This is a genomic window from Haloterrigena alkaliphila, from assembly GCF_017352155.2.
GTDB lineage: Archaea > Halobacteriota > Halobacteria > Halobacteriales > Natrialbaceae > Haloterrigena > Haloterrigena alkaliphila.
The window spans coordinates 1,889,432-1,903,554 of the sequence record NZ_CP071462.1 but is presented as its reverse complement, the minus strand read 5'-3'; the positions used below and the strand labels follow the sequence as shown (position 1 = coordinate 1,903,554).

At 58.2% G+C, this 14,123-nt stretch carries 11 protein-coding genes and 1 pseudogene; 7 read left to right on the top strand and 5 right to left on the bottom strand.

The annotated features are described in order from the left end of the window. Nucleotides 1–45 precede the first annotated feature (45 nt). Together J0X25_RS28095 and J0X25_RS28090 are read right to left on the bottom strand one after the other, a co-directional pair. Nucleotides 46–840 (bottom strand): sulfite exporter TauE/SafE family protein, encoded by a 795-nt coding sequence (locus J0X25_RS28095; RefSeq protein ID WP_207290882.1) that lies wholly within the window; start codon nt 838–840, stop codon nt 46–48. A 227-nt stretch (nt 841–1,067) separates the two neighbouring features. Beyond that, entirely contained in the window at nt 1,068–3,053 is a 1,986-nt protein-coding gene (locus J0X25_RS28090; protein ID WP_207290824.1) for a primary-amine oxidase, read from the bottom strand. Nucleotides 3,054–3,596: 543 nt separating this feature from the next. On the opposite strand from J0X25_RS28090, the gene J0X25_RS28085 reads away from it, so the two are divergent. Next, nucleotides 3,597–4,415 (top strand): TrmB family transcriptional regulator, encoded by an 819-nt coding sequence (locus tag J0X25_RS28085; RefSeq protein WP_207290823.1) that lies wholly within the window; start codon nt 3,597–3,599, stop codon nt 4,413–4,415. A 32-nt stretch (nt 4,416–4,447) separates the two neighbouring features. On the opposite strand, the gene J0X25_RS28080 is transcribed toward J0X25_RS28085, so the two are convergent. Together J0X25_RS28080 and J0X25_RS28075 are read right to left on the bottom strand one after the other, a co-directional pair. Beyond that, the gene (locus tag J0X25_RS28080) at nt 4,448–4,882 is read right to left on the bottom strand and encodes a GlcG/HbpS family heme-binding protein (protein WP_207290881.1); all 435 of its coding nucleotides are present in this window, start codon (nt 4,880–4,882) and stop codon (nt 4,448–4,450) included. 328 nt (nt 4,883–5,210) lie between these two features. Continuing rightward, nucleotides 5,211–6,903, bottom strand: a pseudogene (locus J0X25_RS28075) (ammonium transporter). 446 nt (nt 6,904–7,349) lie between these two features. Between J0X25_RS28075 and J0X25_RS40010 the strand changes: the two are divergent. After that, nucleotides 7,350–7,505, top strand: a complete 156-nt coding sequence (locus J0X25_RS40010; protein ID WP_207290822.1) for a helix-turn-helix domain-containing protein — start codon at nt 7,350–7,352, stop codon at nt 7,503–7,505. A 152-nt stretch (nt 7,506–7,657) separates the two neighbouring features. On the opposite strand, the gene J0X25_RS28065 is transcribed toward J0X25_RS40010, so the two are convergent. Next, entirely contained in the window at nt 7,658–7,873 is a 216-nt protein-coding gene (locus J0X25_RS28065; RefSeq protein ID WP_207290821.1) for a hypothetical protein, read from the bottom strand. Nucleotides 7,874–8,274: 401 nt separating this feature from the next. Here J0X25_RS28065 and J0X25_RS28060 point away from each other — a divergent pair, with 401 nt between their 5' ends. The 5 genes from J0X25_RS28060 (at nt 8,275) to J0X25_RS28040 (ending at nt 14,052) form a co-directional block, all read left to right on the top strand. Continuing rightward, a complete protein-coding gene (locus J0X25_RS28060) occupies nt 8,275–8,703 on the top strand; it encodes a hypothetical protein (RefSeq protein WP_207290820.1) in 429 nt (142 codons plus the stop codon). A gap of 186 nt (nt 8,704–8,889) precedes the next feature. Then, complete coding sequence (dndC, locus tag J0X25_RS28055; protein ID WP_207290880.1) at nt 8,890–10,380, top strand: DNA phosphorothioation system sulfurtransferase DndC; 1,491 nt, start codon at nt 8,890–8,892, stop codon at nt 10,378–10,380. Beyond that, entirely contained in the window at nt 10,377–12,449 is a 2,073-nt protein-coding gene (gene dndD, locus J0X25_RS28050; protein WP_207290819.1) for a DNA sulfur modification protein DndD, read from the top strand. The genes dndC and dndD overlap by 4 nt, the downstream gene beginning before the upstream one ends. Further along, a complete protein-coding gene (dndE, locus tag J0X25_RS28045; protein WP_207290818.1) occupies nt 12,442–12,834 on the top strand; it encodes a DNA sulfur modification protein DndE in 393 nt (130 codons plus the stop codon). The genes dndD and dndE overlap by 8 nt, the downstream gene beginning before the upstream one ends. A 15-nt stretch (nt 12,835–12,849) precedes the next feature. Next, a complete protein-coding gene (locus tag J0X25_RS28040) occupies nt 12,850–14,052 on the top strand; it encodes a cysteine desulfurase family protein (RefSeq protein WP_207290817.1) in 1,203 nt (400 codons plus the stop codon). The last annotated feature ends 71 nt before the right edge of the window (nt 14,053–14,123 follow it).

The window sequence follows — 14,123 nt, the reverse complement described above, 5'->3', positions numbered from 1 at the left end:
AATAGTAAGTCAACCTACGAATTATCTCGCCTTACACCTCAACCGTTACTGGTGGCCTCCGCCCTGCAGCTCAGTAGGTGAATAATGTGGCAATTGCGGGTGAGGGAGATGGACGCCGAGCGCCATTACCCCGTGTGCGAACAGCACGTAGCCGAGGATAACGAACGCGACGCCGAGGACGCGGTGCAGTCGGGCCCTCCGGATCGGATCGAGTGAGCCGAGCGCGGTTCCGTAGAGAAAGACCGCCGGGACGGTCCCGAGACCGAACGCGGCGAGCGCAGCGATGCCGACCGTGGGAGAACCGACAGCGAATACGTAGACGAACGCCGCATACAGCATCGGGCACGGAACGAGGCCGTGAACCAGACCCAGACCGACGATACCCGGCCCGTCGGCGATGCGACCGAGTCGATTCGAGGCATCGTTCACGAGCCGATCTATCGAAAGTCCCGGGATCGGAAGCTTGTGAAGGACGCTTCCATGCCGGCCGACCACGGAACCGATTCCATGGCAGATGATGAGCACACCGAGGACGACGCCGACCGACCCGCGGATCGCATTCGTAACTGATAGCAGTGTCTCCATCGTCAGATAGAGGACGCTACCTAGCGCTCCGAACAGCCCGCCGAGTGTCGCATAACCCGTCGTTCGGCCGATGTTGAACAGACTATGTTGATATATCGCCCGTGTCGAGAGCCGGCCGCTCGAGGGCCCGCGCGACCGCGCGTCGTCGTACATCGAGACGACTGGGCCACACATTCCGATACAATGGGCGCCGCCGAGAACGCCGATCCCGAAGAACAGCGCTAGGTCGACGCGCGCCAGCATCGCCGGTTCGATCATTGCAACACCTCCCGTCTGATGGGACGAAATGTGAACGAAAGCAGTAGCATGTTGTATGAGCAACTGAGAGAGAAGGGCAAGGAACTCCGTTACCACTCGACAGTTGTCGCCAAGGGAGCGCGTCGAGAACGCCACACGGCGGTCGCTCGATAGACGAAACGACGAACAGTAAAAATGGCCTTCGGATGCGGAGAGCGATCGATTGCGATGACGATCCCGTGCCCTCAGTCGTCGGCGGACGAGCAGCCGTCACCGGACGAACAGTCGCCGTCAGGGCTAGTGATGTCGTACTCGGTGTGACACGGTTCAGGCGGGAGCGAGATCGACGGGTTGCTGTCGAGGAATCCCTCGGGTTTGAGATGGAAGCTAGCGATTTCGACCGGCAGGATCGGCCAGTCTTCCGCGCTCGGAACGTGATTGACCCCCTGCGTGTACCAGACCACGAGGTCTTCGTCGACGAGCGATCGATCCTGTTCCGTCCATTCCGGAAGCCCCACCGTGTCGTCGTTGAGGTTCGGATAGTCACCCGCAGCGAACCGTTCGTCCTCGTCGTACGGCGTCACCCAGAAGTTGTTCTGGATGAATCCCGACCGTTCCATGTAACTTGAGGTCGGTTTCATCGGTGCGGAGACGTTGGTGTGGGGCTCGAGTTTGTAGCCGCAGCTGCGCCCGTAGGAGTTTTCGGTCTCGCTGCTGGCGATCCGCCAGTAGCGTCCGCGGAGCGGATCGATGTCCTGACGCGCCTCGTTCTCACGCTCCAGTAACGTCTCCTTCGCCCGGAAGGCGTTCTTCCGGTTGCGCTCGCTGCCCGTTGGTTCGTTGTGGACCTCGTAGGCACGCATCGGGCTGTCGTCGATGTCGAAGTCCAGTCGGAAGTTGAAGAAGTGCTGGTGGATGGGCGCTTTCACCTGCGGCGCAACGAGCGCGTACTGGCCGTACGTGTCTTCGGCGGTCTCGTCGGCCGGAACGACCCCATTCGAGTCGATGCCGGTCAGTCGGACCTCGGCCTCGATACTGCCGTCGGGGTAGAAGTACCAGTAGAACCCGTAGTCGTAGTTGTACACCGTCGCGATAAAGGAGATGACGAGGCGGCGGCGGCGGCGAACCTCGGTGTGGGGTTTGCGCTCATCGGTGTGTTTCCAGAGGATTCCGTCGTCCTCCTCGTGCATACATATCGCGCTCTCGAGGGTTTCAGCCTCGCCCTCGATCGTGTTCATTTCGACGTCGAAGTACTTCATGACGCCGAGGCAGTCACAGCCCTCGGTCAGCCGGTTGGCCATTCGACCGACGTGGTACTCGCCGATGTCGAAGGCGTTCTTCCAAGAGTGGTTCGGATCTGGATCGCCGTACGGCACGGCCATCTCACAGGCGGACGCGCGGTGGAGAACACGGCGCGATTCGTCGCCGTCGTCGAATTTGACGTCGTGGAAGACGAGCCCCTCGCGGGCGGTCCAGTCGACGTGCATTTCCCAGTCGAGCCACTCGACTTTGTTTCCGTCGACCTCCCAGCTGGGGCCGTCCGGCTGAACGACGTCCAGGTGCTCGTAGTCGTCCCGGGTTTCGACCCTGTCGGCCCGGTAGTCCGCGTCCTCGGGCGGGAGCGGACTGTCCGGATGGGGAACGCCGTTGTCCTCGATCTCGACGACTTCCATTTCGTCGAGGTCGACGAACGCGAACAGGCCCTCGATTGGCCGTGCCCGCCCGTTATCGTTCTCGCTCGTTCGGATCCACGAGATCGCTCGACAGAGGCGTTTCCCCTTGTGTTCCTCCGGTTCGAACCCGCTGGCCGCCCAGGGGTCGACCATGACGTGGTCGAAGTTCTCGACGCCGCGCTTGGCCGCCGCCTCCCGCCACTCGGGATCGTTCTTGACGACCTCGCGGGCCTCCTCGATCTCTTCGGGCATCACCGCGGGCTGGGCCTCGGGCAGGTGCTCGTACTCGAGGACGGTGTTCTCGGTAAGCGAAACGGTCCCCTCGTACGTCTCGCCGTCCTCCCTCGCGACGATCGCCGCCTTTCGATCGAACGTGTCTCCGGGTTCGAACTCCTTAACGACGGCCTTGGGCGGCTCTTCGAGCGTGATGTTGTGGTACTGGATCTCGCTGCCGAGATCCGTTTCCGCCTCGAAGATGTCGGCAGCGGTTTCGATTTCCTCGGCAGTGAGTTGGTCGAGTGGATGGTCGACAGATACTGGTTCTCGTTGCTTACTCATGGTTTGATCTGGCCCGACACTGCACATTCAGTGATTGAACGAGCCGACGAATACCTATCTGGGCGATTTTATATTGGAGGTTGTTTACAACTCGGTTGTAGTAAACGATCGGCGATAGTTACGGGGCCAGCCTCGCAGTGGCGAACAGTCGCCGCTGTCGTCGATCACGGCGGTTCGAGGTCCAATGCCCCGATGAGAGCCAGGACGTCCGTGCGACCGATAGAAACAGGTCAATCGTCTCCTACCTGCGCTACGCCGGACTCCGTCGGCGGATCGATGAGCCTCCCCTCTTCCCCGACCTCGTTGACGTGATCGATCGATACAGAGTGGACGCATCGCAGTACAGATAGAATAAGTTATAGGACGGACGCAGACCAAAAGTTCTCGGTAAAAAAGCCCTGCATGACTACGAGACGATTGTCAACCCATGAACCGTATTACAAAACATACGTAGGTTCTGAATTCATATTACAACCATCTAGCATATGTTTCGTGAGCTAAAGGGAAAATAATTCAAGTCATGGACGAGATCGACGTACTCGTATGGAGAACAAGACGTCGATGTACCTCAAGGAGCTCGGATTATCAGAATACGAGGCACACGCATACGCGTGTCTCTTGCAACGCGGTATCTCGACTGCACAAGAGGTCTCCGACGGCGCCGACGTTCCCCAACCGCGAGTGTACGATGCGCTCGACGAACTCGCACAGAAAGGCTTCGTCAACGTCCAGCCGGGTCGGCCGAAAAAGTTCGGACCGGTCGACCCCGATGCCGCGATCGAGCACTTCTGCGAGTTCAAACAGCGCCAGTACGACGAAGAGTTGTCTCGAGTAGAGCGACTCGGCGAGCAACTCACGGACACCCTTGAGGACAGAACGCGACCGGCGGAACGTTCGGAAATCTGCTGGACGTACTCCGATCGCCACCGTATCCTCGAGAAACTCTGCGAGCTCACGACCACGGCGACGTCGGAGATCAGAATGATAACGACGCCCATCAGCTTCGAACGAATTCTCAACCATCACGTGGAGGACCTGGCACAGAAGGCCGAGGAGGGAGTATCGATTCAGGCGGTCATCTCGGACGACGGAACGGTGTCCGGTTCGATCTACGATCGCGCCGAAGAGATCATGGACATCCGACGGGTCGAAACCATCGAGGGTCGGATCTACCTCTACGATAACGGCCACGTGCTAGTTGCGTTCGCCGCCAGCGATACCGACGGCTACGTCGGTATCTCGACCACGAGCGATACGCTATACAAGACGCAATCACAGCTGTTCGATCTCCTCTGGAAGAACGGACGGAAAGCGAGTTACCGGCCTGCCGGGGCCGCACAAACGGGAGACGACGTCGCCTAATGCTCCCCGATTTTCGAGGCCCAATCAGCGCGCTACGACGTGAGGTCCTCGAACTCGCGGACGCCGGCTTCGGCGACATCTCGATCCTGCTCAACGGCACCGCCACTGACACCGATTGCCCCGACGACCTCACCGTCTCGCTCGAGCGGATAGCCACCGCCGAAGATAACCATTCGACCTTCGTTGGTGTTCTGGAGTCCGTACAGTGATTCGCCCGGCCGAGTCGGATCAGCTAACTCGTGTGTCGGCATTTTCAGCGAGGCTGCAGTGAACGCCTTGTTTCGTGAGATATCGACCGACGCGAGCCACGCGTCGTCCATTCGATGTTGCGCGATGAGGTTCCCTTCAGGGTTGACGACCGTGATGACCATGGGATTCGCTATTTCGTCTGCGCGCTGTTCGGCTGCCTCGATAATCGACGTTGCCGTCTCGAGCGTTACTGCTCGTATCGTTTGTTCTGAGTCCATAGTTTGCTCTGGCTCGATCACCTGACGGTCGTCGAGTGAACGAGCCGACGGTCTACTCTTTAACTGGTTTCGTGATGCCGATTGTTTACCATTCGCTCGTAGTAAGCGGTCACAGGAGAGCACGCAAAATGAGCCGCTATTGTATCGCAGTGAGAGCGACGATACCGAGCTGTAGAGGGGACGTCAGTGATCGATTACGTCTCGACGATCGTCGCGACCGCAAACCGTCGACCCCCGCGTCAAATACGAGGCGCCGGACGAGGCGCGTCCGCCGCCGGTACGTTGGCCTGCATTGACCAGTCGACCGGCGGGCCTGTCCCCGCTCGAGTTAGACCGCGTCGATTCCGCTGGCACCGGTCCGGATCTGATGGGCTTCCTCGACGGGCACCACGAAGATCTTGCCGTCGCCCGGTTCGCCGGTCTTCTCGGCGTCGGCGATGGCGTCGACGACGTCGTCGGCAGGAATGTCCGCCACAACGCACTCGACTTTGACCTTCTGGTGTAGATCGACCGTGTACTCCTCGCCGCGCCACTGGCTCTTTTTCACGGGTTGGGAGCCGCGACCCGAGACGTTGGTGACCGTCAGCGAGGGCGCACCGACCTCGGCGAGCGCCCGTTTGACTGCGCCCAGCTTGTCGGGTCGAATGTAGCCGATGATCAATTCGATATCAGTCATCGCCGGTCACCTCACCGCCGGTTCCGGGCGTCCCGTCGGTACTGTCCGGAACGCGACCGGCACCGGTGACATCGTCGACGAAGTTCGACCCGAACTCGGGGTAGGTTTCGACGCCGTGCTCCGAGGCGTCCAGTCCCTCGACCTCCTCCTCGCGGGGGACGCGAGCCCAACCGAGGGCCTTCAGGATCCCGTAGATGACGAGCGTGATCCCGACTGCCCAGACCGCGAGAACGACGACGCCGGCGATCTGGGCGGCGAGTTGCGAGAGCGAGAACGCCGAGGTCGTGTCGACGAAGGGGACGGCGAGGGCGCTGAGGATGCCAGCGGAGCCGTGAACCGGGAAGACCGCACAGACGTCGTCAATACCAACGCGCTCGAGCAGCTCGAATACCAGCGGGACCTGGATACCGGCGATGACGCCGACCACGAGCGTTCCGGTCCAGCTCGCCACCGCTGCGATAGCACAGACGCTAACGAGACCCGCGAGGAGCCCGTTGGCAGTCATGAGCGTGTCGACCTTCCCGTGACGGGCGTAGCCGACGGCAGCGGCGCCGATACTGCCGGCACCCATCACCAGCGCCGTGTTGAGTGCGACCCGACCCACGTATGCGTAGTCTCCGAGCGCTAGTTCGCCGCCGTCGGAGACCTGGAAGACCTCTACCGCGGTCCCGACGTTGAAGCCGTACCACCCGAACGCGAGGATGAGCGTACCGAGAACCGCGTACGGGAGGGAGTGGCCGGGAATGACGTTTGCGGTCCCGTCATCGTTGTACTTGTCGATCCGCGGTCCGATGACGTATGCGGCGGTGAGACCGCAGAAGCCGCCGGTCATGTGGACGATCGCCGCGCCGGCGAAATCCTGAAATCCGAGCTCCGCCAGGAACCCGCCGCCCCAAGTCAGACCCGTCGCGACGGGGTAGATCAGCGCCCCGACGAACACCGTGAACACGAGATAGCCGCCGAGTTGCGCCCGCTCAGCGACGGCGCCCGAAACAATAGACGCGGCCACCATCGAGAATGCCGCGCCGAACAGCCAGTTTGCCCAGACCGTCGACCCACCGTTAATGTAGCTGAACGCGCCGTCTATGCCTCCGCCAGTCGTGAGTCCGGCGACGGCCGCCGAGACACCGGCGCCGATGACGAAGTAGGAAATAACGCCGACGCCCCACGTGAGCACGTTCTTCGTCAGTTGGTTGGCGACGTTCTTCGAGCGGACCTGGCCGGATTCGAGCATGCCGAAGCCCGCGTGCATGAAGAACACGAGGAAGGCCGCGACGAGGACCCACACGAGGTTGACCCCTTCTGCAACGATCTCCGGATCGGTCTGCAGGGGAATATCTAACATTGACTCACCCGGCACGAGCCGGTCAGACGGAGCTGCCTCGCGGACTGTAGTCCGGCTGACGAGGCTACATCGTCACGTACCGTCCAACAACGTGACGCCCGAGGAGTCGGATCAGCGAACGATACGTATCGGCACCAATTTGATGAACATACATCGTGTTCCCGGAGTGATTTGCCAATCATAGTTTTCTAATGCGCCTTTTTATCTGAATATGACGTCATATCCACCCACATATATCGACGGACGTGAGTTATACGCTGGTCACAACTGGTCAGTAGTAAGTGGGCGACCATAGTATTGTGAATAACAGAACCTATTCAGACCCGGTCTGGCCATTCATGGTGTGGATATATTCTAATATCTAAATATACACTCCTTATGTATGAGTTAGGAAAAATACATCAACTACGGTCAAGTACTCATACCGTCTGGAAACAGACCCGTCGATGTATCTCAAGGATCTCGGGTTATCAAAATACGAGGCCCATGCGTACGTGAACCTCTTACAGTGCGGTATCTCTACCGCTCAGGAATTCTCCGACGGCGCTGATGTCCCCCAACCACGCGTGTGCGACGCGCTCGATGAGCTCTCATGGAAGTGATAATCTAGCCGCTTTCAGCGGTAAGTAAAGGTAACTCACCTATCGCTTCATACAGGACTAACCCAGAACACAATGCGAATATTGGCAGTGAAGGGCTTGGTGGTTCAGAACCTGTCCCACGCCCCCACCCCCTTCATTTCTACTGGACAATATTATCCGTATAAGCCCTGTCGCGTCGATTGATACCCCTCCCTAAACTGTAGCCTATCGTTCCTCGAGAGGTCAATATCGTGCTCAGCCAGCAGTTCAAGCATGCGCTCAATATCACATTCATACCACATGGCGAGAAGTCGTACGTTCTTCTGCGCGTAATCATAGTTACGCTCAAGAACCCTCGCATCCAGTGGATCAACTTCAAGCGGACTCATTGGGAGTTGGATTGGTATCGTGTACCATAAAACGCAGGTGTCATACCATATTCAACTCTGCTAAACTGTCTTCTATTGTATCCTGAACTGAGATTGGCCCTCCGTTCAGTTCGCAGCTGTAGTGTTCAGGTGTTCCTCGTCAAGGTGTGTCTGAAGAAGGGTCTCAGGGAATGAAGGTTGATTCAGTTACTCATGAAGTGAGTCAATGGAACGACTTTGCCAGAAGATAGACTTAAGTCTCCAAAGCCAGTTCTCAGGTGATTAGGCTTAGACGAGGTTGATTTGTCTTCTGAGCAATTTAGGAGGCTAAATTCAGGACCGATAATCCAAACGAAGAGACAGTCAAACCGAAGTTCGGATGCGAAGCAATGTTTATCCGCAGTGTCTTCGACAGACGTGGTATGAGCGATATCGAAGGCCAGGTCATCACGGACGTGCGCCGCCTGGCCGCCGATACTCCCGATGAATTAGCGTGGACCGTCGATGTTTACGACGCATCGATCGTTCTTGAACTCGGTGACGGCTCACTGCTTATCCCCGCCAGCGATATGGAAGGGAATTCGCCGGGAGTGTTCTTCGAGAAAGGCGTCGACGCCTGGGAAGATATTAGTGGCTCGCGTATCCGGGAACTGTCCCCGCTATCTCGGGCGGCAATAGAATATCGTGGATGGACGGATCCGTCCGATTACCGGCCGCCCGTGCTCACGCTCGACACCGGGGAGCAGCTCTACCCCGCCTCAGATCCTGAGGGCAATCAGCGGGGTGTTCTGTTCCGAGTGGAGAACGGGGCGGCCTTCATCGTTGATTTCGAATCTGCGGATGGCGAGTGAAGCCATAAAAAGCGGCCTGACAGCGGTTTTTTCCTCGGATCGTCTTTCAGTCTCGCCATAACCATATCAAGCGTGAGACGGCGTCTCAGGCCGGTTACAGCCCGCACTACGATATAGTCGGTGGTTTTACTTTCACTCTGATTAGCCAAGTCTTATGGGAGGTCCGATGTAATGGACGGTATAAGAATGGCATCGAGTAGCGGCAAAGCAGACGATGTCGAATCATCGGACGGGAAGACGTCCGTTTTTGAATATCGAGGCCTTCAGGATATTCAAAAGGAGATTCAGGAGACCTATATTGCTGACGACCGGCCCTGGGTGATTGGTTATAGCGGTGGCAAGGACTCTACCACGGTGCTCCAGCTGATCTGGTATGCAGTCAAGGATCTGCCGGATGAGAAACAGACAAACCCGATCTATGTGATCTCGAGCGATACGCTTGTTGAGACCCCGAAGATTGTCAACCATATTACATCCACCCTCGAGAATATTAACGAGTATGCAGAGAAAGAGGATCTCCCGTTCGAGGCACAAAAGGTCTATCCTGATGTCAGCGACTCGTTCTGGGTGAATCTCCTTGGCCGTGGCTACCCGGCCCCGAACCAGAACTTCCGCTGGTGCACGGACCGGCTAAAAATTGATCCAGCGGACCAGTTTATCCGGGACAAGGTTTCCGACCACGGGGAAGTGATCGTGGTGCTTGGTGCCCGCAAGGCGGAGAGCGCAACCCGTGAACAGGTCATGAACCTGCACAGCATCGAAGGCAGCAACCTATCCCGGCATTCGAAGTTCGCTAGCGCCTACGTCTACACACCGATCGAGGACTGGCTGGTAGACGACGTCTGGACCTATCTACTCCAGAACGAGTGTCCCTGGGGGAAGAACAACCGGGATCTGGCCGCACTGTACCAAGAGGCTGACGACGAGTGTCCCATGGTGATCGACACGAACACGCCGTCCTGCGGAAATAGCCGGTTCGGCTGCTGGACGTGTACCGTCGTCAGTGAGGACAAAGCGATGGAGAACATGGTTGATGGCGGTGAAGACTGGATGAAGCCGTTGCTCGACTACCGGAACCTCCTAAAGGAAACTCAGGACCCGGACAAGAAGCCGATGTACCGCGAGATGAAGGGCCGAAAGCACGGCTATATCCGGGAAAAGAACAACGGCGGGACCGGTGTGATCCCGCGGGCCTACAAGCTTGAGTTCCGGAAGCATCTCCTCCGGAAACTGTTGGAGACGCAGAAGCAGGTGAACGAACTTCGCGGCGACGAGATGGACTACTTGGAGCTCATTCAGGAAGAGGAGCTCCGGGAGATCCGCCGGCTGTGGCGGCAGGAAGAAGCGGACTGGGAGGATTCTGTGCCCCGGATCTACAACGAGGTCATGGACGATGAACTGGAATGGACTAAAGATGATCTGGGGACGTTTACAGAAGAGGAAGCAGCCGTGTTAGAAGACGTATGTGAGGCCCACGATATCCCACCGAAACTCATCAAACGGCTACTTGACACGGAACTGCAGCACCACGGCATGAAACGCCGGGCGGCCATCTACGACAAGATCGATAAGATCTTCCGCGAAGACTGGCGCTCGATCCAGGAGGTCGCAGCCGAGATCGACGGTGAAGAGCCGGAACGGTGGGAATATGACCTTGAATACGAGGATCTCGCATGAAACTCACACGTGTCCTAATCTCTAACTACGGACCCTACGGCGGCGAAAACCCGTTCAACCTGCAGACGACCGACGACCAGCCGATCGTGCTCTTCGGCGGCAAGAACGGTGCGGGGAAAACCTCGTTCTTCACAGCCGTCCAGCTTTGTCTCCACGGACAGAGCGCCTTTGGTAGTCGGACGAGCCGCAGTGAATACGAGAAACACCTGCAAGACTATCTGCATGAATCGAACGGGCATCAGGCAACAGAGGCCGAAATCACCGTCGAATTCGAGTACGGGAACTTCGGGTCTACCGACCACTACACCGTCACCCGGAAATGGCGCGACCGCGGCAAGAGCATCGTTGAGGATCTAACCATTAAACGGAACGGCAGCCAGCTCTCGGACCTGGAAGAAGACCAGTGGGAGGACTTCCTCAAGGAACTTATCCCCCCGGGCATGTCCGAACTCTTCTTCTTCGACGGAGAGAAAATCCAGCAGCTCGCCACCGCCATCGAAAACGGCGACGACTTTCAGGACTCCCTGTACTCCCTCCTCGGGCTCGATCTTGTCGATCGACTTGACACCGACCTCCAGATCTACCAGACCAACAAGCTCGATGAAAGCGGCCACGAAGAAATCGTGGAGAAAATTGAAGAGCTTGATCAGGACATCGAGGAATACCGAAACGAGCAGACAGAGGTCGAGGAACACCTCGCGGAAAAGACCGCACGACTCGAAGAGATTGAAGCCGAAATCGAGCAGAAAGAGACAGAACTATCGCAGGAAGGCGGTGGGTTCGCCAAAAAACGGGACAAGCACAAGGAACGCCGTGCCGAACTGAACGCCACGATCGAATCCCTGGAAGAAGACATTCGGGACCACGTCCGGGGGAGCTATCCGTTCGCTCTGGCACCCGACCTCTGTAACCAGGTCGTTGACCGGCTTGAAATGGAGTCAGAAGCTACGGCCGAGATCGCCGCACAAAACCGAGTAGTGACCGAATTGGACGAGCTCGCGGACGAGGACGAGGTCTGGGACGGTCTCGATGTCTCCGTCGACAAGTCGAAGGATATCGTCCAGACGCTTCAGTCCGAACTGTTCGATCGACTGGCCGATGACCTTCCGGACGAAATCCGGCTTGCCCGCGAGTTCTCGGAACGCCAACGCCAGGAAATGTATACGGTCGCCGACCGGGCACTATCGGAAGTGCCGGATGAACTCAGATCGATCACGGACGAACTCGAACGCGCCACCCGAGAGCGGCAGGACATCGAAGACAAACTGAGCCGGACACCGGAACAGTCCGTGCTCTCCCCGCTCATCAAAGAAATCAACGACCTCACTGAGGAACGCGGCGAACTCACAACTGAGATCGAGCAGCTCGAGAACCGGCTAGAAGAACTCGAGAACTACATCGGTCGACTGGAACAGGAACGGGAGAACAAGATCGAACGGTACGAGGACCTTGACGATGTCTCCGACCGCGCTGACCTCGCCCAGGACGTCCGGAGCGCCGTGCAGGACTACCAGGACAAACTGGCACAGCAGAAGCTCAAACGGCTGGAATCCGTTCTAACCGACCACTACCTCGCCCTGTCGAACAAGAGCCAGTTTTACGACCAGGTTGAAATCGACCCTGACGAGACCACGATCCAGATCAAAACGGTCGGTGGCGAGTCCAAAAACCAGTCCCAACTGTCCGCGGGGGAACGCCAGATCTTTGCCACGGCCATGCTGTGGGCACTGGCCGATATCTCCGACCGGCCACTCCCGTTCATGATCGACACCCCGCTCGGCCGCCTCGACCAAGAGCATCGGGAAAACCTCGTGCGGAACTTCTTCCCGGACGCCTCACACCAGGTCCTGCTCTTCTCCACCGACACCGAGATCACGCAGGAGTTCTACGAAATCTTGGAAGAGGATATCGCCGCCGAGTACCACCTGACCTACGATGAAGAGATGGGGCAGACACATGTTGAACCAGGATACTTCTGGTCCGACGGCCCCGATGACGTACTCCGGAACGACGATATCGAAATCGATACCGACCACCAGATCCAGTTAGAGGGATTCAACAATGAGTAAAGGCGCTGACTTCAATCGTGTGAAACTCGACAAAGGTGTAACAAACTATCTCCAGTACCTGCAGTCCACAACCGGGCTCACACCGAACTACCTGGCACGGGCCGGCCTCTGTTATTCACTGAGCGAGCCACGCCCTCCAAACCCGGAGGAGTACGATACCGACGGGAAAGCGATCAACCGATACACCCTGCTCGGTGAGCACGATCCATTGTATATCGCGATGGTCCGGCAGCGGCTGATCAATGAGGGCCGGGACCCTGACGAGGAGCTGTATGAGCACTTCGTCGCCCACACAAACCGCGGCATCAAAACCCTGAATGGCCGAATAGACAGCCTCGCAGACTTCTACGAGGTCATTCCCGGTGAGTTAAAGCCCGATGAATAGAACAGAGATGATACCATGAGTGAGAACGTTCCGACACCCATCTATCTCGATCACCACGCGTCTACCCCGGTCGACCAACAAGTGCTCGAGGCGATGCAGCCATACCACACGGAGCATTACGGCAACCCGGCGAACGACACCCATCAGGCCGGCCGCGATGCGAAGACCGGCGTCGAAACCGCCGCCACCCAGGTTGCGGACGCCATCGGTGCCCCGAGTACAAAGAACATTATCTTCACCAGTGGGGCGACGGAGTCGGACAATCTTGCCATCCGCGGCCCGGTCGAGCACGCATTGCAGCAAGGGGAAACCCCACATATCATCACCGCGGTCACGGAACACGAAGCTGTACTCGAGCCCTGTGAGGTATTCGAAGCGGACGGAGTTGATATCACCTATCTCCCGGTCGACGAACACGGCCGGGTTGACCCGGACGACGTACGCGCAGCGGTCCAAGAGGAGACCTTGCTGATCTCGATCATGGCTGCGAACAACGAGATCGGCACCGTGGCACCGCTGGCGGAGATCGGGGAGATCGCTGACGAACACGATATCTATTTCCATACTGACGCGGTCCAAGCTCTCGGCTATCTTGAACTCGATGTTGAGGACCTCGGGATCGATCTTATGTCGATCTCCGGGCACAAGATCTACGGCCCGAAAGGTGTCGGGGCACTGTATGTTCGCCGCCCGCACCCGAAAAACGATATCACCCCGCTCATCCGTGGCGGCGGCCACCAGAGCGGGCTGCGGTCCGGTACGCTCAACGTCCCCGGGATCGTCGGCCTCGGGAAAGCCGTGGACCTGGCCGTATCTAACCAGGACGACCGGGTTGCCCACGTGGAAACCCTTCGCGACCGGCTTTGGGACCAGCTAACCGACCGGCTTGATGACCTGGCATTGAACGGGCATCCTGACCACCGGCTGCCGCACAACTTGAACGTGAGTTTCCGTGGTGTCAGCAACTATCTGTTGACACGTGAGTTAAACCAGCACGGGATCATCGCCGCGGCGGGTGCAGCGTGTTCCACCGCAGAAGACGGAGGAACTACCACGGTCGAAACGTCCCACGTGTTAGAAGCAATCACGGACGACGAAGAACGATTGGAATCCGCAGTCCGCTTCGGTCTCGGGAAGGACACAACCGCGGACGAGATTGACTACGTGGCCGACACCATCGCGGACATCGTCCCAAAGAAACGCCGCGTCCAGCTGTGACCACGCTGGAAGGTGTCTCCCCGAGAAGGCTCGTTTCTCGGCATCTCACGACAGCTGTAGAAGGGCCTTGG